Origin of the sequence: Blautia sp. AF26-2, from assembly GCF_003460955.1 — a bacterium.
Taxonomy (GTDB): Bacteria; Bacillota; Clostridia; order Lachnospirales; family Lachnospiraceae; genus Fusicatenibacter; species Fusicatenibacter saccharivorans.
The window spans coordinates 1-24,990 of sequence record NZ_QTWD01000010.1; the positions used below are offsets into that span (position 1 = coordinate 1).

Annotated in this window: 24 protein-coding genes; 6 read left to right on the top strand and 18 right to left on the bottom strand. The window is 50.3% G+C overall.

All coding sequences use genetic code 11. The annotated features are described in order from the left end of the window. From DWY63_RS13145 to DWY63_RS13200, 14 genes are all read right to left on the bottom strand, one after another. On the bottom strand, nucleotides 1–167 hold a 167-nt coding region (locus DWY63_RS13145; RefSeq protein WP_199607230.1), incomplete at its 3' end, for a transposase. A gap of 174 nt (nucleotides 168–341) precedes the next feature. After that, nucleotides 342–491, bottom strand: a complete 150-nt coding sequence (locus DWY63_RS18050; protein WP_156327598.1) for a hypothetical protein — start codon at nucleotides 489–491, stop codon at nucleotides 342–344. Between the two features lie 114 nt (nucleotides 492–605). After that, nucleotides 606–818 carry a DUF378 domain-containing protein gene (locus DWY63_RS13150; RefSeq protein ID WP_055228257.1) on the bottom strand — a complete coding sequence of 71 codons (213 nt, stop codon included), beginning with the start codon at nucleotides 816–818 and terminating at the stop codon, nucleotides 606–608. A gap of 163 nt (nucleotides 819–981) precedes the next feature. Next, nucleotides 982–2,418 carry an Asp-tRNA(Asn)/Glu-tRNA(Gln) amidotransferase subunit GatB gene (gene gatB, locus DWY63_RS13155; RefSeq protein WP_117802398.1) on the bottom strand — a complete coding sequence of 479 codons (1,437 nt, stop codon included), beginning with the start codon at nucleotides 2,416–2,418 and terminating at the stop codon, nucleotides 982–984. A 15-nt stretch (nucleotides 2,419–2,433) separates the two neighbouring features. Next, on the bottom strand, nucleotides 2,434–3,894 hold the full coding sequence (gene gatA / locus DWY63_RS13160) for an Asp-tRNA(Asn)/Glu-tRNA(Gln) amidotransferase subunit GatA (RefSeq protein ID WP_055265999.1): 1,461 nt from the start codon (nucleotides 3,892–3,894) through the stop codon (nucleotides 2,434–2,436). 15 nt (nucleotides 3,895–3,909) lie between these two features. After that, nucleotides 3,910–4,203, bottom strand: coding sequence for an Asp-tRNA(Asn)/Glu-tRNA(Gln) amidotransferase subunit GatC (gene gatC, locus DWY63_RS13165; protein WP_022462350.1), 294 nt, complete (start codon nucleotides 4,201–4,203; stop codon nucleotides 3,910–3,912). Nucleotides 4,204–4,242: 39 nt separating this feature from the next. Then, entirely contained in the window at nucleotides 4,243–5,571 is a 1,329-nt protein-coding gene (gene aspS / locus DWY63_RS13170) for an aspartate--tRNA(Asn) ligase (protein ID WP_117802399.1), read from the bottom strand. A gap of 194 nt (nucleotides 5,572–5,765) precedes the next feature. Continuing rightward, the gene (locus DWY63_RS17890) at nucleotides 5,766–5,915 is read right to left on the bottom strand and encodes a hypothetical protein (RefSeq protein ID WP_158555021.1); all 150 of its coding nucleotides are present in this window, start codon (nucleotides 5,913–5,915) and stop codon (nucleotides 5,766–5,768) included. A 167-nt stretch (nucleotides 5,916–6,082) separates the two neighbouring features. Further along, nucleotides 6,083–7,297: an LL-diaminopimelate aminotransferase gene (locus DWY63_RS13175; RefSeq protein WP_022462353.1), complete on the bottom strand. Its 1,215-nt coding sequence runs from the start codon at nucleotides 7,295–7,297 to the stop codon at nucleotides 6,083–6,085. Nucleotides 7,298–7,324: 27 nt separating this feature from the next. Beyond that, nucleotides 7,325–7,873, bottom strand: coding sequence for an ANTAR domain-containing response regulator (locus tag DWY63_RS13180; protein ID WP_022462354.1), 549 nt, complete (start codon nucleotides 7,871–7,873; stop codon nucleotides 7,325–7,327). 23 nt (nucleotides 7,874–7,896) lie between these two features. Further along, nucleotides 7,897–9,228 (bottom strand): type I glutamate--ammonia ligase, encoded by a 1,332-nt coding sequence (gene glnA, locus DWY63_RS13185; protein WP_117761554.1) that lies wholly within the window; start codon nucleotides 9,226–9,228, stop codon nucleotides 7,897–7,899. Between the two features lie 139 nt (nucleotides 9,229–9,367). Further along, nucleotides 9,368–10,852: a glutamate synthase subunit beta gene (locus tag DWY63_RS13190; protein ID WP_022462356.1), complete on the bottom strand. Its 1,485-nt coding sequence runs from the start codon at nucleotides 10,850–10,852 to the stop codon at nucleotides 9,368–9,370. A gap of 14 nt (nucleotides 10,853–10,866) precedes the next feature. After that, nucleotides 10,867–15,405: a glutamate synthase large subunit gene (gltB, locus tag DWY63_RS13195; RefSeq protein WP_117802400.1), complete on the bottom strand. Its 4,539-nt coding sequence runs from the start codon at nucleotides 15,403–15,405 to the stop codon at nucleotides 10,867–10,869. 229 nt (nucleotides 15,406–15,634) lie between these two features. Next, on the bottom strand, nucleotides 15,635–17,245 hold the full coding sequence (locus tag DWY63_RS13200; protein WP_117802401.1) for a CTP synthase: 1,611 nt from the start codon (nucleotides 17,243–17,245) through the stop codon (nucleotides 15,635–15,637). Between the two features lie 464 nt (nucleotides 17,246–17,709). Between DWY63_RS13200 and purF the strand changes: the two genes are divergently transcribed. The 4 genes from purF to DWY63_RS13220 all read left to right on the top strand — a co-directional run bounded on the left by purF (nucleotide 17,710) and on the right by DWY63_RS13220 (nucleotide 21,733). Then, entirely contained in the window at nucleotides 17,710–19,146 is a 1,437-nt protein-coding gene (gene purF / locus DWY63_RS13205) for an amidophosphoribosyltransferase (protein WP_117761558.1), read from the top strand. Nucleotides 19,147–19,266: 120 nt separating this feature from the next. Further along, entirely contained in the window at nucleotides 19,267–20,967 is a 1,701-nt protein-coding gene (locus DWY63_RS13210; RefSeq protein ID WP_158565941.1) for a S8 family peptidase, read from the top strand. Nucleotides 20,968–21,113: 146 nt separating this feature from the next. After that, nucleotides 21,114–21,356: a helix-turn-helix transcriptional regulator gene (locus DWY63_RS13215; protein WP_022462361.1), complete on the top strand. Its 243-nt coding sequence runs from the start codon at nucleotides 21,114–21,116 to the stop codon at nucleotides 21,354–21,356. Between the two features lie 92 nt (nucleotides 21,357–21,448). Further along, a complete protein-coding gene (locus DWY63_RS13220; protein ID WP_117802403.1) occupies nucleotides 21,449–21,733 on the top strand; it encodes a chorion class high-cysteine HCB protein 13 in 285 nt (94 codons plus the stop codon). A gap of 89 nt (nucleotides 21,734–21,822) precedes the next feature. Here the strand turns inward: DWY63_RS13220 and DWY63_RS18200 are convergent, their stop codons facing one another. After that, entirely contained in the window at nucleotides 21,823–21,972 is a 150-nt protein-coding gene (locus DWY63_RS18200) for a hypothetical protein (protein ID WP_172680771.1), read from the bottom strand. A gap of 137 nt (nucleotides 21,973–22,109) precedes the next feature. Here DWY63_RS18200 and DWY63_RS13225 point away from each other — a divergent pair, with 137 nt between their 5' ends. Both DWY63_RS13225 and DWY63_RS13230 read left to right on the top strand, forming a co-directional pair. Further along, complete coding sequence (locus DWY63_RS13225) at nucleotides 22,110–22,472, top strand: hypothetical protein (protein WP_055217741.1); 363 nt, start codon at nucleotides 22,110–22,112, stop codon at nucleotides 22,470–22,472. After that, a complete protein-coding gene (locus tag DWY63_RS13230) occupies nucleotides 22,469–22,768 on the top strand; it encodes a hypothetical protein (RefSeq protein WP_117802404.1) in 300 nt (99 codons plus the stop codon). The genes DWY63_RS13225 and DWY63_RS13230 overlap by 4 nt, the downstream gene beginning before the upstream one ends. Before the next feature lie 76 nt (nucleotides 22,769–22,844). On the opposite strand, the gene pgsA is transcribed toward DWY63_RS13230, so the two are convergent. From pgsA to rpoZ, 3 genes are read right to left on the bottom strand one after another with little or no spacing between them, the layout of a single operon-like run. Further along, complete coding sequence (gene pgsA, locus DWY63_RS13235) at nucleotides 22,845–23,381, bottom strand: CDP-diacylglycerol--glycerol-3-phosphate 3-phosphatidyltransferase (RefSeq protein ID WP_055228244.1); 537 nt, start codon at nucleotides 23,379–23,381, stop codon at nucleotides 22,845–22,847. Further along, the gene (gene rimO, locus DWY63_RS13240) at nucleotides 23,378–24,703 is read right to left on the bottom strand and encodes a 30S ribosomal protein S12 methylthiotransferase RimO (RefSeq protein WP_117802405.1); all 1,326 of its coding nucleotides are present in this window, start codon (nucleotides 24,701–24,703) and stop codon (nucleotides 23,378–23,380) included. Before rimO ends, pgsA begins: the two co-directional genes overlap by 4 nt. 1 nt (nucleotide 24,704) lies before the next feature. Continuing rightward, nucleotides 24,705–24,983 carry a DNA-directed RNA polymerase subunit omega gene (gene rpoZ / locus DWY63_RS13245; RefSeq protein WP_022461424.1) on the bottom strand — a complete coding sequence of 93 codons (279 nt, stop codon included), beginning with the start codon at nucleotides 24,981–24,983 and terminating at the stop codon, nucleotides 24,705–24,707. Between the last annotated feature and the right edge of the window lie 7 nt (nucleotides 24,984–24,990).

Below are 24,990 nucleotides of genomic sequence, written 5' to 3' on the forward strand. Positions count from 1 at the left end.
ATTTCCAGAATGTCTACAGAAAGATTTGCAGCATACTCTGTGAGCAGCTCCTTCAGCCGGACATCTACACCGTTCGTTAATACTTTTCGTCTATATTTGGGACACCATACTACATGGTATTTACAGGAATAGACGACATTATTGTTTGATTTATATGTTGTGTTCATGTTTGTATGATACAATATTTTATCAATTAACACAATTGTTATTTTGTCCATCTTCAATTACTTGCGTAAATTCGATGGACGCGTCTTATATCCCCATAGCTGAAGCAAGGGGTTTTACGACGCATTGGATAAAAATTGCTGCAAGGGCAATCCATTCAGCAAGATCTATCACATTCAAACCAGATAGTTACTCACATACACAATACCTCTTTCCAGACTCCCCGGACTTCCGCGGAATGCCCACGCTGCGGCATCACTCGCCAGAAGAACGGCACAGGAAAGCTGCACCAGAAGCATCCGGTATTTTTTCTTTTTCTGATCCATATCCCTGCTCAAAACCATACAGAGGGCCGCAATATTTGTTTTGTCCTTCCTAAAACAGCAAAAGAAAACCCTCTCATACCGCCTTTCTCTGCGTATATGAGAGGGTTCCTGTTCTTACGCCTGTCCCAGTACGTGGTCGGAAATTCTTCCGTAGACGGAGATCAGGTAGAGGCCGCAGATGCCGACAACCGCGTAGATGATGCGGCTCAGCCACGTCATGTTTCCGAAGATCAGGGCGACGAGGTCGAGACGGAAGAATCCGATCAAGCCCCAGTTGACGGCTCCGATGATTGCAACGGTGAGTGCGGTGTAATCCAGTCCTTTCATGTAAAGAAACCTCCTTTTTCCGGATTTTGTATCGTCTTTTTATCTCTTCCGGTTTCTTTATAAAGAATTTCCCAAAAGGAGGCAGATTATGCATTTTCTTTGATTTTTCGGGCAGAAAAATGGAGACCATTTCCAGGCCTCCATTCGTGCAATTTTGTTTTCTTTATTCAGACAGCAGCTTCTGCAGCAGCTCTCCTGCTGCTGCCGGGTTGGCTTTGCCTTTCATTTCTTTCATGACCTGACCGACCAGAAATCCGAGGACTTTTGTCTTTCCGGATTTGTACTGCTCTACCGGGCCAGGGTTGTTTTCCAGAACTTTTCTCGCGGTTTCTTCCAGAAGGCCGGTGTCGTTTACGGTTTTCAGTCCGTACTCCTCGACGTATGCTTCCGGATCGACATCCTCTGCAAAGATCTGCTCAAATACCTCTTTTGCCACCTGGTTGTTGACCGATCCGGCTTCTGCCAGTTCGATCAGGGATGCCAGATGCTTCGGTGAAAACTGCAGACCCTCCGGCTCCTGGCCGTTCTCCTTTAAGAGACGTAAGGTCTCGCCCATCAGCCAGTTTGCCACTTTTTTCGGTTTGCCGCAGAGCGCCGTCGTCTCCTCAAAGAGATCGGACAGCTTCTTGGAACCGGTCAGAATGCCCGCATCGTACTGCGGCAGTCCGTACTGCTCCACGTAGCGTGCCTGTTTTTCCGGCTGGAATTCCGGCATGGATTTCACAATGCGGTCGATCCACTCGTCGGAAATGTGCACCGGCGGCAGATCCGGGTCCGGGAAGTAGCGGTAATCCTTCGCATCCTCTTTCGAACGCATCGCGTAGGAATACTCTTTGTTGTCGTCCCAGCGGCGGGTCTCCTGGACAACGGCTTTTCCTTCCTCGATCAGCTCGATCTGTCTTGCACGCTCTCCCTCGATCGCTCTTCCGATTGCCTTAAAGGAGTTCAGGTTCTTCATTTCGGTACGTGTTCCGAATTTCTCACTTCCAACCTCACGGACCGAAAGGTTGACATCGGCACGCATCGAGCCCTCCTGCAGTTTGCAGTCGGATGCGCCGAGATACTGAATCATCATACGCAGTTTTTCCAGATAAGCGATAACCTCTTCCGCAGAGCGCATATCCGGCTCGGATACAATCTCGATCAGCGGAACGCCGCTTCGGTTGTAGTCGACGAGTGAGCAATCCTCCCACTCATCGTGGATCAGCTTTCCGGCATCCTCCTCCATGTGGATCTCATGAATGCCGATTTTCTTCTTTCCCGCTGCGGTGTCAATCTCGACATATCCATCGTGGCAGATCGGCAGATACAGCTGGGAAATCTGATAGTTCTGCGGGTTGTCCGGGTAGAAATAGTTCTTCCGGTCGAATTTGCAGAGCTGGTTGATTTTGCAGTTTGCAGCCAGTCCGACGCGCAGGGCGTAATCGACAACCTTCTTATTTAATACCGGAAGGGATCCCGGCATACCGGTGCAGACCGGGCAGGTGTGGGTGTTCGGCGCACCGCCGAATGCGGTAGAGCAGCCGCAAAAAATTTTTGTTCTCGTCGCAAGCTCCACATGTACTTCAAGTCCGATGACGGTTTCATACTGTTTTGACATTGTTTTGCTTCCTCCTTACCATTTTTCTGGCTGCCCGAATGCACCGCGTGCCTGCTCATAGGTGTATGCTGCACGGAACAGTTTTTTCTCTGAGAAACAGTCTCCGATAAGCTGCATGCCGATCGGAAGCCCCTTGTCATCCATGCCGCACGGAACGGTGATGCCCGGAAGGCCGGCGAGGTTGACGGATACGGTGTAAATATCGCCCAGATACATCTGCAGCGGATCGGAAAGCGATTCCCCGAGACGCGGTGCGGTCGATGGTGCTGCCGGGCTTAAAATCATATCGTATTTTTCAAATGCGCGGTCAAACTCTTTTTTAATCAGGGCTTTCGTGCGCAGTGCTTTCAGATAATACGCATCGTAGTAACCGGAGCTTAAGACGAAGCTTCCCAGCATAATCCGTCGTTTCACCTCCGGACCGAAGCCCTCAGAACGGCTCTTCTTATACATATCGTGGAGTCCTTCGTACTCTTTGGCACGGAAGCCGTATTTCACGCCGTCGAAGCGTTCCAGGTTGGAGCTTGCCTCAGCGGATGCAATAACGTAGTAAGCCGGAATGGCATAATCAATGAGGTCGAGATCGAAATACTCTACTTCTGCTCCGCGTGCCTTCAGGACATCGGCAGCTTTTAAAATGGATTCCTTCACCTGCGGATCCAGGCCTTCGCCGAAGCAGCTGTTCGGAATACCGATTTTCAGATCGGAGACATCTTCTTTTAAAGCGCTCATGAAATCGTAATCGTCGCGTTTCATCGATGTCGCATCTTTTGCATCATACGAAGCGACCGTCTGCAGCAGTGCTGCACAGTCTGTCACATCCTTTGCGACCGGTCCGATCTGGTCAAGGGAGGAACCATAAGCGATCAGTCCGTAACGGGAAACGGTGCCGTACGTCGGTTTCATGCCGGTTACGCCACAGAAGGAACTCGGCTGACGGATCGATCCGCCGGTATCGGAGCCAAGTGCCATCGGTACTTCTCCTGCTGCAACGGCTGCGCAGGAACCGCCGGAGGAACCGCCTGGAACGTGTTCGGTGTTCCATGGATTTTTCGTCACGCCGTACGCGGAAGTCTCTGTCGTACTTCCCATCGCAAACTCATCCATGTTTGTCTTTCCGATGATAACGGCTCCCGCCTCTTCGAGCCGTGTGATAACCTCTGCATCGTACGTCGGAACAAAGTTCTGCAGAATCTTTGACGCACACGTCGTCGCAAGACCTTTCGTACAGATGTTGTCCTTGACCGCAATCGGAACGCCGGCCAGCGGACCGGTGAGCTCTCCTGCGTCAATTTTCTTCTGCACTTCTGCCGCGCGTGCTCTTGCACCCTCTTCATCCACAAGAAGGAATGCGTGAATTGATTCTTCCGATGCTTTGACTGCCGCAAGAGACGCTTCTACAGCGTCCGCTACAGTGATCTTTCCTTCTTTGATTGCGGCAGAAAGCTGTACTGCTGTCATATCTTTGATTTCCATATCAATCTCCTCCTGCTATTCTACCGTTTTCGGAACCTTGTACTGGCCCTCTTTGACTTCCGGTGCATTGGCAAGCATTGCATCGCGGTCGTCGCCATTGGTTACTTCATCCTCGCGGAATACATTTCCCATCTCGAAAATGTGGGTCATCGGCTCGACCTTGCTGGTGTCGAGCTCGTTTAATTTATCTACATAATCCAGCATTTTCTGCATATCCTGCCGTGCGGATTCTTTTTCCTCATCCTTTAATTCCAGCTTTGCCAGGATGCCGACATATTCCATCGTTTCATCTGAAATCACATTTGCCATTTCACTCATTCTCCTTTTTTATTTTCCAGCAGGATCTGCTTACGGCTCCAGTCTTGTAAGATCACGCGGGAACAGCGTTGTCTCGCGGACGTTGTCCTCACCGATCAGCTTCATGGTCAGACGCTCCAGACCGATGCCAAGACCTCCGTGCGGCGGCATACCGTGTTTGAAAGCACTCAAGTACTGCTCCATGCCCTCTTCTGTCATGCCGCGGGCTGCGATCTTTTCAGAAAGCATCTTGTAATCGTGGATACGCTGGCCTCCGGTTGTAATCTCCAGACCGTGGAACAGCAGGTCGAAGCTCTTTGTGTATCTCTTATCCTCCGGGTCGTCCATCGCATAGAACGGTCTCTTTTTCGACGGATATTCGGTGACGAATACAAAGTCTGCGTCGTACTCCTCTTTGAAATACTGGCCGATCAGAAGCTCCTCCTCTGGCTCAAGGTCGAACGGGTTGCGGATCTTTCGGTTGTATTTCTCGGCTACCAGCTCTTTCGCTTTCGTGAACGGTACAGTTGGGATTTCTTCTGTCTTTGGAAGCATAACTTTCAGGATCTCCAGCTCTTTTGCGTAATCCTCTTTAAGAAGCTCCACCATGTACTGTAAAAATCCGGTTTCCATTGCCATGATGTCGGTGTAATCCTCGATGTAGCCCATCTCAAAGTCAAGGCTGGTATACTCGTTCAGATGACGTTTCGTGTTGTGTTTCTCTGCACGGAAAACCGGTCCGACTTCAAAGACACGGTCAAACACGCCGACGAGCATCTGTTTGTAGAACTGCGGGCTCTGTGCCAGGACAGCCGGGCGGTGGAAATATTCCAGCTTGAAGATGTTTGCGCCGCCCTCAGCGCCTTTCGCGCCGATCTTCGGTGTATGGATTTCGGTGAATCCCTGGGAATGAAGGAAATCACGGAACGCCCGTACCACGCCTTCCTGGATGCGGAATTTTGCACGCTCTCTGACGTTTCGAAGAGCGATCGGCCGCATGTTCAGCATTGCTTCAAGGGAGGTGTTCATTTTCCATTTGTTGACTGCGAGCGGCATTGGCTCGGTCGGCTCGGAAAGAACGGTGATGGTCTGCAGCCTGACTTCGACGCCGCCCGGTGCGCGGTCCTCTTTTTTGACCGTTCCGGTTACGGCAACTGCCGATTCCTCTTTCAGATCTTTCAGCGGGAAGTCAACGCTTCCTTCTTCGTACACACACTGAACGAGTCCCTCGCTCTTTCTTAAGATGACAAAGGCAACCTCGCCCATGTCACGGATGATGTGTACGGCTCCTTCGAGTTTTACTTCTGTGCCTTCCGGTGTCTCCAGCAGAGTTTTTACGGAGATGTCTTCTTTTTTCTTTACGCCTGTCATAAATTCCATGTCTTGTTCTCCTCTCTTTCTCGCCTGTCCCGGATTGCTTTTTCAAATAAAAAAGTCCCGGAACAGTTTTTTAACTACTGTTCCGGGACGGGATATTTTATGTTCCCGCGGTACCACCCGCATTGCGTTTTTCTCTCCGGTTTTCCGGGGGAAAACGCCCACTCATTTATACTTAACGCGTATCACGGATCTGCCTACTTGATTTCCTGTTCGGATCTCATGTTCAGCAGACCGGCTCCGGAATGTTCCCCATTGTATGTTTCCTCCATGCTGATGCTCTCAGTCGGTGACATCGGCTTCCTGTCAGATTCCGCATACGGAGTTTCCTTCACTGCCTTTTTCATACTGTGCATTATAGCACAGCAGTTTTGCATTTGTAAACACCTAATTTTTACGGATTTTATATAAATTCTAATGCATTTTTCATGAATTTTATCTATACAAAATTATTTTTTTCGCGTGTTTATAAAATTGCGCAGAAATTCCGTTTTATTGGTATTTCGCACACAATTTACAGTTTTTTGATTCTCTCCACTGCCTCTACTGTATTCTCATACGTACCGAATGCAGTCAGACGGAAGTAGCCTTCTCCGCTCGGGCCGAAGCCTGATCCTGGTGTTCCGACTACGTTTGCGTCTGCAAGCAGGTGATCAAAGAACTCCCAGGAAGTCATATTTCCCGGTGTTTTCAGCCAGATATACGGAGCGTTGACGCCGCCGGATACGGTGTAGCCTGCGCCTTTTAATCCGTCGTAGATGACTTTTGCGTTCTTCATGTAGTAAGCAACCTGCTCTTTTAACTGTGCTTTTCCTTCCGGAGAGTAAACAGCCTCGCCGGCTCTCTGGATGATGTACGGAGCTCCGTTGTATTTCGTTCCGTGACGGCGTGCCCACAGGCTGTGCAGAGTCACATCGCCGGATTTGATGTCTTTCGGGATAACGGTGAATCCAAGACGCATACCGGTAAAGCCTGCGTTCTTGGAGAAGCTGCGCATTTCGATGGCACATGTTCTTGCACCCTCGCACTCATAGATGGAATGCGGAATGTCTTTTTCTGAGATATATGCCTCGTATGCAGCATCATACAGGATGATGGCTCCTACTTTATTTGCATAATCAACCCATTTCTGCAGCTCGGCTTTGGAAACCATAGCGCCGGTCGGGTTGTTCGGGAAGCACAGATAAATCAGATCCGGGGTTTCTTTCGGGAGCTCCGGGGTGAAGTTGTTTTCTGCGGTACACGGCATGTAAATCACATTCGTGAAACGCTCGGTTGCTGCGTCGTAGTCACCGGCACGGCCTGCCATTACGTTGGAGTCTACATAAACCGGATAAACCGGGTCGCATACAGCGATCTTGTTGTCCAGGCTGAAGATCTCCTGAATGTTGCTGCAGTCGCATTTTGCGCCGTCCGATACAAAAATTTCATCAGATGAGATATCGCATCCTCTGTCCTGATAATCATTTTTTGCGATGGTATCGCGAAGGAAAGCATATCCAAGATCTGGTGCATATCCGTGGAAGGTCTCTGCGTGTCCCATCTCATCCACTGCTCCGTGCAGCTTTTCAATGATCGCCGGTGCGATCGGCTGGGTTACGTCGCCGATTCCAAGACGGATGATTTTCGCGTCCGGATTTGCCTCGGTGTAAGCTGCAACTTTTTTTGCAATTGTGGAAAACAGATAGCTTCCCGGCAATTTCAGATAATTGTCATTGATTTTGAACATTATTATGTCGCTCCTTTTCACTTTTTCTTACTCTGTCAAAAGCGTCAGCACCATCTGTGCCGTTTCAACCAGATTGGTGCCGCTGTCCATGCTGCATTTCTGCATGTAGCGATGGGCCTCCGACTCGGTCATGTGATTTCGTTCGATCAGAAGGCTTTTTGCACGATCGATGATGTGCTGTTCCTCGGCGCTGCGCACCTTTGGCTTTGCCCGCTCTTTCTTTCTGCGCCGTGCCGCACTCTGCAGCATCATCTCCAGTGTATTGACCAGCTCGTACACGGAAAGCGGCATCGTAACCGCCATGATTCCGGTTCCCTCCACCGCACTTAATGCGCGGCTCGATGCAATCAGAAGCATCTGGAAGCCGGACGGCATACACTCATTCAGATCCGTAAAAAACATATCCGGGAGCTTGTAGCCGCAGATGACGATACCGCCGTTTAAGTTGTTCATCTCTCCGAGCGCCGCTGCCGCTGTCGAACAGACAGCATCGATTTCATATCCTCTTTTTGCCAGAATATCCCGGATGCGCTTTCCATCTTCTATTTTGGGAAGTACTATCACTATGCTGCTCATGCATTTTCAGGCCCCTTCGTCGTCTAAATACGGTACAGATATTTCTCGGTCTCCCAGTCGGATACCTGGCGGAGATACTCATGCCACTCTTCTTCTTTGGCATTGATATATCCATCCACAAATTCCTGGCCGAGTACCTGACACAGAAAATCGTCTTTCTTTAACTCTGCGACCGCTTCTCCAAGGCTTCCCGGGAGAAGGGTGATCTGCATCGCGTTTCGTTCTTCTTCTGTCAGATCGGAAATATTGCGGTCCACCGGGGACGGCGGAACGATTTTCTGTTTGATACCGTCAAGTCCTGCTGCCATGCAGACAGCAAGTGCTAGGTACGGATTGGCTGCCGAATCCGGGCATCGAAGCTCAATGGCCATGATACCGTCTCCCGTCAGCGGAATGCGGATCAGCGGGCTTCTGTTCTTTGCAGACCATGCCACGTAGATCGGTGCACCGTATCCCGGTGTCAGACGTTTGTAGGAGTTTACAAGCGGATTGGTAATCGCTGCGATTCCGCTGATGTGTTTCATCAGTCCGCCCATAAAGTAATATGCCTCTTTGCTGAGCCCGTATTCATCGGATTTGTCGGCAAACACATCTTTTCCCTCCTGAAACAGGGAGAAGGAAAGATGAAGACCCGATCCGTGAACTCCGGTTTTTGGTTTTGGCATAAAGGTTGCGTGAAGGCCATGACGTTTTGCAATCGTACGGATAGCAAATTTGGCAGTCATCAGCTGATCTGCCGTCCGAAGTGCTGCAGCCGGACAGAAATCCAGTTCGTGCTGGCCTGCCGCTACCTCGTGGAAGGAAGACTCAACGTCGATTCCCATTTCTTCGAGAGTCAGCACCATATCGCGCCGCGCGTTTTCTCCCAGATCCAGCGGTCCAAGATCCAGATAACCGCCTTTGTCGTGCGTTACACTCGTTGCTCCGCCGTCCTCATCGGTGTGGAACAGGAAAAATTCACACTCCGGTGAGATTTCAAACTCATAGCCCATCGCTTTCGCTTCGGAAATTACCTTCTGAAGGATGGTTCGGGAACTCTTTGCATAAAGATTCCCCTCTCTATCATACACATCACAGATCAATCTTGCAACCTTTCCTTGCTGCGGACGCCACGGAAGTATTGCAAAGGTGTCGAGATCCGGGTGCAGAAACATGTCTGCTTCCTCGATGGTGACAAATCCTTCGAACGAAGAGCCATCGAAAACGCACTGATTATTCAGGGCTTTTTCCAGCTGTCCGGCGGTGATGGCCATATTTTTCATCATTCCAAACATATCGGTAAACTGCAGGCGGATAAATTCAACATCTTCTTCCTCCGCCATCTGAAGGATCGCTTCCTTCGTATACTTTGCCATATCGATTCTCTCCTTTATCAAAGACGATTCTAAACGAAAAGGGTGCTTTCACGCGGCAGGGCAGAAAGACACCTTGCGTAAAAACACCCTTGTTTTGGGCATATTATAGCAGTTTTTCGCGTGTTTTGTCAAGAAAAACTTAGAGATTCGTGTATCCCATCAGGGATTCATCGACTGCCTTTGCTGCCTCGCGTCCCTCGCGTATCGCCCATACGACCAGGGACTGGCCGCGGTGCATATCGCCTGCGGTGAAGACATTTTCTTTTGTTGTCTGGTATTTTCCGTCATCTGTCTTCACGTTGGTGCGCTGGTTGACTTCCACTTTAAATGCATCGGTCACATATTTCTGGGATCCTAAAAAGCCTGCTGCAATAAGAACGAGATCTGCCGGGAGAATCTCTTCTGTTCCCTCAACCGGAACCATCATCATGCGGCCGGATTTCTCATCTTTTTTCGGTGTCAGTTTTACGGTCTTGATCTGGCAGACTTCACCCTTTTTGTTTTTGATAAATTCCGTTACGGTTGTCTGGTAAATCCGCGGATCATGGCCGAATACGGCGATTGCCTCTTCCTGGCCGTAATCCGTCTTGCAGATCTTCGGCCACTCCGGCCACGGATTGTTCTCGGCACGCTGATCCGGTGCTTTCGGCATCATCTCAAGCTGTGTCACAGATTTGGCACCGAGACGGATGGAAGTTCCGACACAGTCATTACCGGTGTCGCCGCCTCCGATGACAACAACGTGTTTGCCCTTGGCATCGATGTAGGCATGATCCTCAAAATTGGAATCCAGAAGACTCTTCGTTACGGAAGTCAGGAAATCGACAGCAAAGTAGATGCCCTTTGCATCTCTTCCCTCTGCCTTGATATCTCTTGGATTTGCCGCACCGCAGCAGAGCAGGACACGGTCAAATTCTTTTAAGAGTTTGTCAGCTTTTACATCTTTTCCGATATCAGCATTCGTCACAAACTCGATGCCCTCGGCCTTCATCAGATCCACACGGCGGTCGATGACGCTCTTATCAAGTTTCATGTTCGGAATACCGTAGCGTAAAAGTCCGCCCACGCGGTCGCGGCGTTCAAAGACCGTAACAGAATGGCCGCGGCGGTTGAGCTGCATCGCTGCTGCAAGGCCGGAAGGACCGCTTCCTACAACGGCAACGCGTTTTCCGGTGCGCACTTTCGGCGGCTGCGGCGTAATCAGGCCGGTTGCCCATGCGTTTTCGATGATCGCGCGTTCATTTTCCTTCGTGCAGACCGGGTCTCCGTTTACGTTGCATGTACAGGCTGCTTCGCAGAGTGCCGGGCAGACACGGGAGGTAAATTCCGGAAAACAGTTTGTCTTGGTGAGGCGGCGGTATGCCTGCTCATAGTTTCCAAGATACACAAGGTCATTCCACTCCGGAACGAGGTTCTGCAGCGGACAGCCGGAGGCCATTCCCGCAATCATGGTTCCCGCCTGGCAGAACGGTACACCGCATGCCATACAGCGGGCAGCCTGCATCTGCTGCTCCTTTTTCGGGAGCTGCAGATGAAATTCCTTAAAGTTTTTGATACGCTCAAGCGGGGCAACGGTGTTTCCCGTCTTGCGCTGATATTCCATAAATCCAGTTGGCTTACCCATAATTCTTCTTCCTCCTACTTACGCATGCTTTCGTAAAATGCTTCAATCTGTGCCTGTTCGCTGCTAAGGCCCTTGTCTTCCATCTGGGCACTCAGCATCATCATGCGCTTATAGTCATTCGGAATGATCTTCTTGAATTTCGGCAGATATTCGTCAAAGTGTGTGAGAATTTCTTTACCTTTTTCAGAGCCGGTGTGTGCAACGTGTTTTTCAATCATGTTTTTCAGCTCTGCAATATCGTATTTGCTTTCTACCAGTTCAATCGAAATCATTTCCTTGTTCAAATTGCGGTACAGGTTGCTCTTTTCATCCAGGACATAAGCGATACCGCCGCTCATGCCGGCTGCAAAGTTCTTTCCGGTTGCGCCGAGGACAACGACACGGCCTCCGGTCATATACTCGCATCCGTGCTCGCCGACACCCTCGACAACGGCATAAGCGCCGGAGTTTCTGACACAGAAACGCTCGCCTGCGATACCGTTGATGTACGTCTCGCCACTCGTTGCACCGTAGAGGGCAACGTTTCCGACGATGATGTTTTCTTCCGGTTTATACTTTCTTGCTTTCGACGGATAGACTACAAGTTTTCCGCCGGAGAGGCCTTTTCCGAAGTAGTCATTGGAATCGCCCTCAAGCTCCAGGGTCAGACCTTTCGGAATAAAGGCTCCAAAGCTCTGTCCGCCGGCACCTTTACACTGTACGGTATACGTATCCGGCTCCAGGGAGGTGCCGAATTTTCTGGTGATCTCAGCACCAAGAATCGTTCCCACGGTACGGTCGGTGTTGGTGATCTCGACTTTTACCGTCTTCTTCTCTTTCTTGTCCATCGCCGGACCGAATTTCTTTAAGAGCACCTTCTCATCGAGTGTAGTGCCCAGTTTGAAATCGTAAACATCCTTCGGATCAAAGGTTACTTTTTCGCCTGCTTTTGCAAACGGGTTATTCAGGATCTGGCTTAAGTCTACGCGGTCTGCGTGTTCATTCGTCACCTTATCATTTCTCTTTAAGAGATCGGAACGTCCAACCATCTCATCGACCGTGCGGAAACCGAGTTTTGCCATGTATTCACGCATCTCTTCTGCAATGAAGCGCATGAAGTTGATGACATACTCCGGTTTGCCGCGGAAGCGTTTGCGGAGTTCCGGATTCTGCGTTGCAATACCCATCGGGCAGGTATCCAGATTGCAGACACGCATCATGACACATCCCATGGTTACAAGCGGCGCCGTCGCAAAACCAAATTCCTCGGCGCCAAGAAGTGCTGCGATCACAACGTCACGGCCGCTCATCAGCTTTCCGTCTGTCTCAATCATGACACGGTTGCGGAGGCCGTTTTTGATCAGCGTCTGATGGGTCTCGGCAAGGCCTAACTCCCATGGAAGTCCTGCATTGTGGATGGAACTTCTCGGTGCTGCTCCCGTTCCTCCATCATATCCGGAAATCAGGATAACCTGTGCTCCGGCTTTTGCAACACCGGCTGCGACAGTACCAACACCTGCTTCGGATACCAGTTTAACGGAGATTCTTGCATTCACATTCGAGTTTTTCAGGTCATAAATCAGCTGTGCAAGGTCCTCGATGGAATAGATGTCGTGATGCGGCGGCGGGGAAATCAGGGATACACCCGGTGTGGAGTGACGTGTTTTTGCAATCCACGGGTAAACCTTTCCGGCCGGTAAGTGGCCGCCCTCGCCCGGTTTTGCACCCTGCGCCATCTTGATCTGAATCTCTTTTGCGCTGACCAGGTATTTGCTGGTAACACCGAACCGGCCAGATGCTACCTGTTTGATTGCGGAACATCTCTCCGGGGATTCGAGACGGTCATCACTCTCACCGCCCTCACCAGTGTTGGATTTTCCATGCAGACGGTTCATGGCAATTGCCAGTGTCTCATGTGCCTCCTGGGAAATAGAACCGTAGGACATCGCACCTGTTTTGAATCGTTTTACGATAGAATCTACGCTCTCAACTTCTTCGAGCGGAACGCCCTGCTCCGGATAATCGAAGTCCATCAGACTTCGCAGATAACCGCTCTCCTCGCTGTCAACCATGGCAGTGTACTCTTTGAACATCCTGTAGTCACCGCGTCTTGTAGACTCCTGCAGGGTATGGATGGTACGGGGATTGTAGCGGTGCTCCTCACCCTGACTTCTTGCTTTATGACGTCCGAGACTGTCCAGCGTCAGATCCGTCGTCAGTTCCAGCGGATCAAATGCCTGAGAATGACGCTCATCAACGTCTTTTGCAATGTCTTCCAGTGTAATACCGCCGACACGGCTGACCGTACCAGTAAAGTATTTGTCGATGACATCTGCTGAGATACCGATGGCCTCGAAGATCTGGGAACCCTGATACGACTGGATCGTGGAGATACCCATCTTCGCTGCGATTTTTACGATACCAGAGATGACTGCGTGGTTGTAATCTTCAACGGCTGCGTAGTAATCTTTCTTGATCATGCCCTCTTCGATCAGCTCATGGATCGTGTCGAGTGCCAGATACGGGTTGATTGCGCAGGCACCGTAGCCGAGCAGTGTTGCGAAATGGTGCACCTCGCGCGGCTCGCCGGACTCCAGAATAATCGCAAGAGAAGTTCTCTTTTTCGTTTTTACCAGATGCTGATGAACCGCAGATACAGCCAAGAGGGATGGAATCGCCACATGGTTCTCATCGACGCCGCGGTCAGAGAGAATCAGGATGTTGGCTCCTGCCCGGTGTGCACGGTCAACCTCGACGAAAAGGCGGTCCATCGCACGGTCAAGCGGTGCGCTCTTGTAGTAGGTGATCGGAACGGTCACTGCCTTGAAGCCTTCGACTTTCATGTTCTTGATCTTCAGCATATCGGTATTGGTCAGGATCGGATTGTTGATCTTTAATACCTGGCAGTTCTTCGGCTCCTCCTCAAGCAGGTTTCCGTCACGTCCGACGTAAACGCTTGTGGAAGTTACGATCTCCTCACGGATGCAGTCGATCGGCGGGTTCGTTACCTGTGCGAAGAGCTGTTTGAAATAGTTGAACAGCGGCTGATGCTCATGGGAGAGAACGGCAAGCGGGGTATCGATACCCATCGAAGCGGTTGCCTCGACACCGTTTAATGCCATCTTTCCGATGGAGGAACGGTACTCCTCGTAGGTGTAGCCGAACGCTTTCTGCAGGCGCATCCGCTCTTCTTTCGTGTACTCTTCGACCGGCAGATTCGGGATTTTGATATCCTTTAACTGTACCAGATAACTGTCGAGCCATTCGCCGTACGGCTGTTTCTTTGCGTAATATTCTTTGACTTCCTCATCGTTTAAGACTTTTCCCTGTACGGTGTTGACGAGAAGCATCTTGCCCGGATGGAGACGCTCTTTTAAGACGATTTTTTCTTCCGGAACTTCCAGAACACCGACCTCAGAGGAAAGGATCAGGAATCCATCGTTGGTGATGTAGTAACGGGAAGGACGAAGACCGTTGCGGTCGAGCACTGCTCCCATCACATCTCCGTCGGAGAACAGGATCGATGCCGGTCCGTCCCACGGCTCCATCATCGTTGCATAATACTGATAGAAATCACGTTTCTCCTGGGAAATCGTATCGTTGTTTGCCCACGGCTCCGGGATCGTGATCATGACAGCCAGCGGAAGATCCATACCACTCATGGTCAGGAACTCGAGTGTGTTGTCGAGCATTGCAGAGTCAGAACCCTGGGTGTTGACAACCGGCAGAACCTTGTGCAGTTCATCCTGCAGCATCGGGGAGAACATCGTCTCCTCACGGGCCAGCATCTTGTCGGCGTTTCCGCGGATGGTGTTGATCTCGCCGTTGTGTACGATGAAACGGTTCGGATGTGCTCTCTCCCAGCTTGGGTTCGTGTTCGTGCTGAACCGGGAATGCACCATGGCGATTGCAGATTCATAATCGACATCCTGCAGATCGCGGAAGAAGGTGCGGAGCTGTCCTACGAGGAACATACCTTTGTATACGATGGTACGGCTGGAAAGGGATGGCACGTAGGTGTTGTCGTTGCTCTGTTCGAAAACACGGCGTACGACGTACAGACGACGGTCGAAAGCGATTCCCTTTTCCACATCCTCCGGTTTTTTGATGAATGCCTGCATGATGTAAGGCATACACTCTCTTGCCTTATGGCCGAGAACTTCCGGAACGGTCGGCACGGTTCTCCATCCAAGGAGTTCCAGTCCCTCTTTTTCCACGATGATCTCAAACATCTTTTTTGCCTGGTTCCGTTTCAGCTCATTTTGTGGGAAGAAGAATACGCCGACGCCGTATTCCCGTTCTCCGCCTAATGAAAAACCGAGGGTCGAACAGGCTTTGGAAAAGAATTTGTGCGATATCTGCAACAAGATTCCTACTCCGTCTCCTGTTTTACCCTCGGCGTCTTTGCCGGCTCTATGTTCAAGATTTTCTACGATTTTTAATGCGTTTTCTACGGTCGCATGGGATTTTTCACCTTTGATATTCACGACGGCTCCGATACCGCAGTTGTCGTGTTCAAAGGAAGAACGGTACAGCCCTTCTTCTCCCATGACACGCTCTTTACTCTGTGTCATACGGCTTCCTTTCCTTTACCTTTTCTTATTTTCGGTTCTCTTTTGTTTTCCGGAAAAGAATGGAGGGGAACATTTCATTCCCCGCCGTTCTTTTTGGATTGCCCTTACTATACTCTATTTTTTTCATCCTGTAAAGAGCAAATTTAATTTTTATATAATTTTTTACAATTTTTCTTTACTTTCTTAGGTTATTGCTGCATTTTACCTAATTTTCTACACTTTCGATCCATTATTTCGCTGCATGGTACTCGGCTGCTGCTGCAATCAGGCCGCGGAACAGCGGATGCGGACGGTTCGGACGGGATTTGAATTCCGGATGCGCCTGGGTTGCAATGTAGAACGGATGATCCGAAAGCTCGACCATCTCGACAATTCTTCCATCTGGTGATACACCGGAGAGAACCATGCCGTTTTCGGTCAGTGCTTTCCGGAAATCGTTGTTGACCTCATAGCGGTGACGATGCCGCTCAGAGATCTCTTTCTTGCCGTACAGCTCCTGTGCCTTCGATCCGTCTGCCAGGACGCATGGATATGCGCCGAGACGTAACGTACCGCCGATATCCTCGATTCCATCCTGATCCGGCATCAGTGCGATCACCGGGTGCATGGTGTTCGGGTTCATCTCGATGCTGTGTGCGTCGTGGTAACCGAGAACGTTTCTTGCATATTCAACAATCGTCAGCTGCATGCCGAGGCAGAGGCCGAGGAACGGAATCTTGTTCTCTCTTGCATATCGAATCGCTGTGATCATGCCTTCGATACCGCGGTTTCCGAATCCGCCCGGTACCAGAACACCGTCCACATCGCTCAGATACTCTGCCACGTTCTCCTCGGTTACCAGCTCGGAATCCACCCATTTCAGGTGTACGTTTGCATGGCTTGCAATTCCGCCGTGTTTTAATGCCTCAACAACGCTCAGGTATGCATCATGCAGCTGGATATACTTTCCGACGAGCGCAATCGTCACCTCTTTGTTCGGATGGCGGAGTGCTTCTACCATATGGGTCCAGTCGGACAGATCCGGTTCCGGGCATGGAAGGTGAAGGCTCTCGCAGACAACCTGCGCCAGGTTCTCTTTCTCCATGGCAAGCGGAGCTTCATACAGATACTCCACGTCCAGGTTCTGCAGAACATGGCTTGACGGAACGTTGCAGAACAGAGCAATTTTATCTTTGATCTCGGTGGTCAGCGGATGCTCGGACCGACATACAATGACATCCGGCTGAATACCGATTCCCTGCAGCTCTTTTACGCTCGCCTGCGTCGGTTTCGTCTTCATTTCGCCGGAAGCTTTCAAATATGGAATCAGGGTAACGTGGATCAGGATAGCGTTCTCATGTCCGACATCGTGCTGGAACTGGCGGATTGCCTCCAAAAACGGCTGGCTCTCGATATCGCCGACGGTTCCGCCGACCTCAATGATGGCAATACGCTCCTCGTCTACTTCTTTTCCGCGGTAGAAACGGCTCTTGATTTCGTTTGTAATGTGCGGAATGACCTGTACGGTGCCTCCGCCGAAATCACCGTGGCGTTCTTTCTGCAGAACAGACCAGTATACTTTTCCGGTCGTCACGTTGGAATTTTTATCCAGGCTCTCGTCGATGAAACGCTCGTAGTGGCCGAGATCGAGGTCTGTCTCTGTGCCGTCATCGGTAACGAAAACCTCGCCGTGCTGAATCGGGTTCATCGTACCCGGGTCAACGTTGATGTACGGGTCAAATTTCTGCATCGTCACTTTGTATCCTCGGGCTTTTAAAAGCCGTCCAAGGGACGCCGCCGTGATTCCCTTTCCAAGGCCGGAGACTACTCCGCCTGTCACAAAGACATATTTTACTGCCATATTGATTTCCTCCTGTTTTTCTCTTCTGATATTTTCTTTTCCGTCACAAGTTTCTCTAAAAGGAAATGTCGCCTGCCGGCGACATCTCTATGATGAAAGCCAGTTACTCCGCGCCTGCGTCGCTCCCGCAACTGCTGACAACATTCGTAATCCGGGCTATCGCCCTACTTACTCATGTCGTCTTGCCCGGCCAATATCTATGAATTCGCTCATGCAAGCATGGCTCATCCATAGCTGCTGTCCGGGGCTTTCATTCAAAATCAAAAACGATTATAACACATCTCGAATTTCCTGCAACTTTTTTTTACTATTTTTTATTATTTTCGACATTTTCCACGAAATCCTAAATTTCTGCACCATATTTTATACATATCACGATTTTCTTGACATCATCCGCAAAAATGAGTATGATAATCAATGTTTTTAAAACATGCAGGTCTACAACTGAAAAAAGGAGAATACCTATGCAGCCATCGTCAAACAATTGTTATGATACCGGTCTCCGGGAGGAATGTGGTGTTTTCGGCATTTACGATCTGGATGGTGCCGACGTCAGTCCTTCGATCTACTATGGCCTTTCCGCCCTGCAGCACAGAGGACAAGAGTCCTGCGGAATTGCCGTCTCTGACACCAGCGGTCCAAAGGGCCATGTGAAATCCTACAAAGGCCTTGGCCTTGTCAACGAAGTTTTCAAAGAATCCAAATTAGAAGAGCTGTCCGGCAATATCGGCATCGGCCATGTCCGGTACTCTACCACCGGTTCCACTACCGTAGAGAATGCACAGCCGCTCGTTCTGAATTATCTGAAAGGCTCCCTCGCCCTTGCGCACAACGGAAATCTGGTCAACGCTATGGAACTGCGCGAGCAGATGGAAAACACCGGCGCAATTTTTCACACTTCGATTGACTCTGAAATCATCGCCTACGGCATTGCGCGGGAACGCGTTCATTCCAAAACGGTAGAAGAAGCGATTCTGCGCACGGTAAAAGAAATCCGCGGCGCCTATGCCCTTGTCATCATGAGCCCGAGAAAACTCATCGGCGTGCGCGACCCATACGGCTTAAAACCGCTCTGCATCGGAAAGCGGGACAACGCCTGGGTTCTCGCCTCGGAAAGCTGCGCCCTCACTTCGATCGGCGCTGAATTCGTCCGCGATGTCGCTCCGGGAGAAATTGTAACGTTTGACAAAACCGGAAATCTGAAATCCGAATTTATGCCGGTTGACGTAAAAAAAGCGCATTGTATTTTTGAATATATTTATTTTGCCCGCCTCGACAGCAAAATAGACAACATCAGTGTCTATGAAGCCAGAATCCGCGGCGGCGCAACGCTTGCAAAGACCTATCCGGTTGACGCAGATCTTGTCTGCGGCGTTCCGGACTCCGGACTTGCCTCCGCAAAAGGCTATTCCGAAGAATCCGGCATTCCGTTCGGTCTTGCCTTCCACAAAAACAGCTATGTCGGCCGTACCTTTATCAAACCGACACAAAAGGAACGGGAATCCAGCGTAAAAATCAAGCTGAGTGTTCTGGAATCCGTCGTAAAAGGAAAACGAATTGTCCTCGTTGACGATTCCATTGTCCGCGGAACAACGATTTCGAATCTGATTACGATGCTGCGAAAAGCCGGTGCGACCGAGGTTCATGTCCGTATCAGTTCCCCGCCGTTCCTGTATCCATGCTATTTTGGAACCGATGTGCCTTCCAACAAGCAGTTGATCGCAAGCTCCCATTCCACCGAGGAAATCCGCCAGCAGATCGGAGCGGACTCCCTGGGCTACATGCCGATCGAAAAGCTCCAGAACATGGTCGGTGACCTGCCGATCTGTCGTGCATGCTTCGACAGTCATTATCCGATGGAAGTACCAAAGCAGGATATCAGCGCTCTTCTGGAAAGCTGATTTCGTTTTCTTTCCCCTTACCGTGCAGATCTTGCACCCGGTAGGGGGATTTCTTTTTTGAGCATGCATACTTTTCTGTATGGTTTGCATACAATACCTTCAAAAACAAAGGATCTCTTTATGGATCTTACGGACATCATCTATTCCAACGATTACATCAACATTCTGATTCAGAATTACGTGGCACAGTCCGAGCGGTACCAGATGCTCTTTCCGGAATCCAGTGCCCTTCTTACACTGAATTCGCAGTATTCCGTTCTCTTTCTCGAGCGCAGCCTGCTCCCGGAAAATCTCTTTGGTGAAATTCTTTTTACCGGACTCCCGAAACTTTTCACGCCGCTTTCCACCCTCTCTTTAGAAGTCTCCGGCATTGTACAGACGCAGAATCTCTACGGCGGCGGGTATACCGGCAAAAATGTAATCCTGGGTTTTCTGGACACCGGCATCGATTACCGCCACCCCGCCTTTCTGCGCAGCAACGGTCAGAGCCGGATTCTTTCCATCTGGGATCAGACCGACCGCACAGGCACACCGCCGCCGCAGTTTCCCTATGGCAGTCTCTACGAAAAGTCAGACCTTGACGATGCGCTTCGAAGCAGGGATCCTCTTTCTGTCGTTCCGGTCACGGATCCGGACGGACACGGAACATACGTCGCCGGAGTCGCTGGCGGTACTCCGAATGCGTCCGCCGGCTTTCTCGGTGCTGCACCGGAAGCCGATTTCGCTGTTGTTAAGTTAAAACCGGCGAAACAGAATCTGAAAGACTTTTATCTTGTCTCCACCAATGCTCCTGTCTTTGAAGAAGATGATCTTCTCTCTGCGATGCGTTTTCTAAACGAAGTCGCAGCCAGGGAGGGAAAACCACTGGTCATCTGTCTGGCACTTGGAACAAATCAGGGAAGTCATTCCGGAACCCTTCCCATCGCTCTGACGCTGGCGCGCTACGGAAATACGCCGGGCATTATTCCGGTCTGCGCCACCGGCAACGAGGGAAACGCCGCTCACCATTATTATGGCTCCGTATCCGAAAATGACTCCCCGAAAAATGTGGAGTTTCTCGTTTCCGAAGGCAGCCGCGGTTTTGTCCTGGAGTTCTGGGGACAGGTTCCGCAGCTTTTTTCCGTCGGATTCCGCTCTCCCGGCGGAGAAACGATTCCGCGGATTCCCGTCTCTTTGACTCAGGAACAGAGGATCACCTTTGTTCTGGAACGCACCGTCATCTACGTCAACTACGAAGTCGTTCAGACGACGACCGGCAGCCAGCTCATCCTGATCCGCATGCTGGATCCGACGCCCGGCATCTGGACACTTCAGGTTTACCGCGCCTTTCCTTCCCCGCCCGATTTCCACGTCTGGCTTCCGATTACCGGATTTTCCACTTCCGATGTGATCTTTCTGGAACCCGACCCGTACACGACACTGACGACACCCTCCGCCACCGTTCCCGTTCTGTCTCCCTCCACCTATCAGGCATCCAATAACAGTTTTTCACCGGAATCCGGACGCGGCTTTACCCGGCTTGGTGAAATCAAACCCGATTTTGCTTCCCCCGGGATTTCCGTCACCGGACCGGGACCGGCAGGCTCCTACGAAAACCGGAGCGGCGCAAGCGCGTCCGCTGCTATTACATCCGGTGCTGCCGCTCTCTTCCTGCAATGGGGCATTCAACGCACCCCATCCCGCTATTTTACGGCGCAGGAGCTGAAAAACTATCTGATCCGCGGCGCTGGCCGAACTGATACCATTACTTATCCAAGCCGCGAGTGGGGATACGGAAGATTGCAGTTATATCAGAGCTTTCTAAGCCTTATGACAAACTGATTTTCCCGCTCACAGGTTTGCTTCTATGGTATATCCGTTTGTTGATGCAAACTTTTAATGTGCAAGTGCCTTGTTTTTGATTGTTTTCCGTTGTATCATTACGTATTATCATTATATTTATAAAACTAAAAGGGGGATTCCTGACTATGAATTACGAACGCTTGAACGATCTTCGCCTTCTTGGACTTACGATTGCCTACTACCGAAGAGCAAAAGGAATGACGCAGGCCGAACTTGCCGAGGCGGTACATATCAGTCGTACCCATATGAGCAACATCGAAGCGCCAAATACAAAAACCTCTATTTCGTTGAATCTTCTGTTCGATATCGCTGAGGCACTTGACATTCCGGTGAAAGAGCTTTTTGATTTTCAGGGACGCAGTCTGTAGGGTCTTTGAATTTTTCTCTTTAAGAGTAACCCCGCCCGGCAGTTTTTCATATCATGAATTGTAAGCAAAATGATTCCTTTGGAGGAACAAACATGAGTGATTTAGCTGCTACAAACTGTGGATGCGGATGTGACAACGGCTGTGGCTGCGATAATGGATGCAGTGTTTCCAACAACAACCTGTTCGGAAACAATGGCTGCAGTATTATCTGGATTCTGCTTCTCCTCTCCTGCTGCGGCGGATGTGGATGCGGAAACAACAACAATGGCTGCAATTCCGACTGCTGGCTCGTTCTGATTCTTCTGTTCTGCTGCGGCGGATGGAACAACAACGGCTGTGGATGCGGCAACAGCAATAACTGTGGATGCGGCTGCTGACCTTTTTTCAGTCCTCCCAGATGTTCGGGCAGAAAAAGCCCCGGGTGCGGATCAACCGCCCCGGGGCTTTTTTTCACCAGAATTCTCTTTCAGCGAAACCGTTTCGGTTTCCGTGCCTCTCTTTCCCGCTTTTCCATCTCTTCTCTTTTTTCTTTTTTCCTCATACATTCCAGATCTATTTCATAAAAGGCATTCCCTTCGAGTACCTGTTTTCTTTTTGCTGTTTCTTTTCCATCCATTTTCCGGCGGTCTCCTTTTTCTTTCTTCCTCTTATCATATGTTTTTTCCCGCCTTCTGTCATTTTTTCCAGCCTGGAACATAAGATAAAGAGAAATAAAAAGACAAATGCAGGAATGCTGCCAGGAAGGATCTTAATTTGAATCAGGAACAGGAACAAAATGTGGAACAGATGACACCGCTGGACCAGATGATCGCACAGGATCAGCTTCAGATGCTGAAGGCTGCCATTCCCTACGCCTCCTTCGGCCTGCAGCCCTCCCTTGCGATTTTGAGCAAATGGCTCGAGCTCCAGCGGACCATTCAGCTTTTTTCCCGTCCGGCCGACCTTTCCATGATGTCTGTTGATGCCCCGCACGTCTCTCCGCTTGAGATGCTGCAGGATATTTCCCGTTTTGCCGCCGGTCCGCAGCGGGATCTTCTCTCCCAGATGTTTCAGACCATGCAGATGGTCCAGATGCTTCAGAATATAAATCCCGGAAATGAGGAGGATCTGCTATGAGTTCGGATGATAGGCAAAACGACTGGTCACATGACCCATCTCTTTCCGGAATTGACTTCGCCCGGCTTCAGGCACTGCAGCAGATGGCCTCTCAGAGCCGCGGAAAATCCCAGGCGGAAATGATGCCGTTTCTTTTCTCCCTGATGCAGGGAAATCAGGGCGGCGCACAGTTTTCCGCCTCCGAGGCGGACCTGATCATCTCTGCCATCAAAGCCGGAAAATCCAAACAGGAAGCGGCAAAAATTGACCAGATGGTACGCCTCTTCCGCTCCGCTGCTTCCGGGAAAAAACGCTGAAAAACTACAAACCAAAAAACGCTGCCGGTCTGGAATCCCAAACCGGTCAGCGTTTTTATTCTGTGCTTTTTCCTGCCTAGTTCTGCATGGAAAGCACGTTTTTATTTTTTACCAGGTAATCAATCAGAGAAACAACGGTCAGAATCAGTGCAACCCAGATCAGCACGGTATTCAGCACGGAAAGTGCCGGAATGTCGGCGATCAGAAGAATGATCATAATCATCTGGCTGATTGTTTTCGATTTTCCCCACCAGCTTGCTGCGATGACAATTCCATTGTCCGAAGCAACCAGGCGGAAACCGCTGATGATAAATTCTCTTGCGATGATAATAATAACCATCCACGCCGGAAGCTTGTCCAGCTCTACAAAGCAGATCAGTGCAGAGCATACCAGCAGCTTATCTGCCAGCGGATCCATAAACTTTCCGAAATCGGTAATCAGATTGTCACGTCTTGCAATGTAGCCGTCCAGAGTATCCGTGATGCTGGCAGCGGCAAAGATTACCAGTGCAATCCATTTGGACGCGCTTCCGCCCACGCCAGACAGCAGGAAGAACACGAAAAACGGAATCATAATTACCCGCAGAATCGTTAATTTGTTTGGTAAATTCATTGGCTTATCTCTCCTATCAGATCATATTCCAGAGCGCCGGTAATTTTCACTCTTACGAAATCGCCGGATACGAGTGTTTCCGGTGTATTGACAAATACATAGCCGTCTACACCCGGTGCGTCCGCCTGGCTTCTGCCCACATAAGCATCCTCATCCGCCACTTTGCCCTCGATCATAACAAGAAGCTCCTGGCCGATCCTGCGCTCGCCGAGTTCTGCAGAGATATCCTGCTGCAGCTCCATCAGTTCTGCCTGACGGTCCAGTTTTACCTCCTCGTCGATCTGATGCTCCATCGCAGCAGCCGGTGTTCCCTCCTCCGGAGAGTAGGTGAATACGCCGAGACGGTCGAACTCCATGTCGTTGATAAACTCGAGGAGTTCTTTGTGCTGCTCTTTTGTCTCTCCTGGGAATCCTGTGATCAGCGTGGTGCGCAGTGTGATATCCGGCATCTCGCTTCTCAGAAAATCAATTTTGTCGATCAGCTCCTGTTTGGAGGTTCTGCGACCCATGCGGCGCAGGATCTCATCGTTGGCATGCTGAATTGGCAGATCCAGGTAGTGACAGACTTTCGGCTCTTCCTTCATCGTCTGAACGAGTTCCGGATAGATGTCCTCCGGATAGCAGTACAGAATCCGGATCCAGTAGAGCTCCGGAATTTTGCAGAGCTCTTTTAACAGAAGGTGGAGAGACGGCTTTCCGTACAGATCGATACCATAAATGGTTGTCTCCTGCGCAACGAGAACGAGCTCTTTGACACCCTGTTCTGCCATCGTCTTCGCTTCTGCTATCAGTTCCTCCATCGGAACGGAGCGGTACGGTCCGCGCAGCTTCGGAATGATGCAGTAGGTACAGTGCTTGTCACAGCCCTCTGCAATTTTCAGATATTCGTAATGGCCGCCTGTCGTTACAACGCGCTGTGCGTCAATTTTCGGCAGTCCTTTCAGATCGGCATACTCCTGGAAGCGGTCGCCGCCGAGGACATCCTGAATGGCATCCAGGATTTTGTCATAGCTGTTCGTTCCAAGTACGGCGTCAACCTCCGGAATCTCCTCAATGATTTCATCGCGGTAGCGCTCTGCCATACAGCCCGTTACCAGAAGAACCTTACAGCTTCCCGCTGTACGGTACTTCGCCATTTCAAGAATATTTTGAATGCTTTCTTCTTTGGCGTCGTGGATAAAGCAGCATGTGTTTATCACGATAACCTCTGCATCTTCCTCGGAATCGGTGATCTCGAAGCCATGCTCTACCAGAAGACCCAGCATATGCTCGGAATCTACCAGGTTTTTATCGCATCCAAGGGAAATAAACAGAATTTTCATATTATTCAATTACTGGCTCCTCTTTTGTTTCCTCTTCCGCTTCAACTTCAGATTCCGGAAGGATTGTAACCTCTCCTTTGTACATCTCCTCTACGGCGATGGAAAGCGGTTTCATGCCTTTTTTCACTTTTACAAGCGGTTCAGCTCCGCCGATGATCTGTCTTGCACGTTTGCTTGTTGCAAGTACCAGAGAGTAACGGCTGCTGACAACCGGTGCCTCGTCCAGATCCTGGCCCTCGTTAATAGTTGCAATCAGTTCCTGATAAGATGGATGAATCATAATAAAT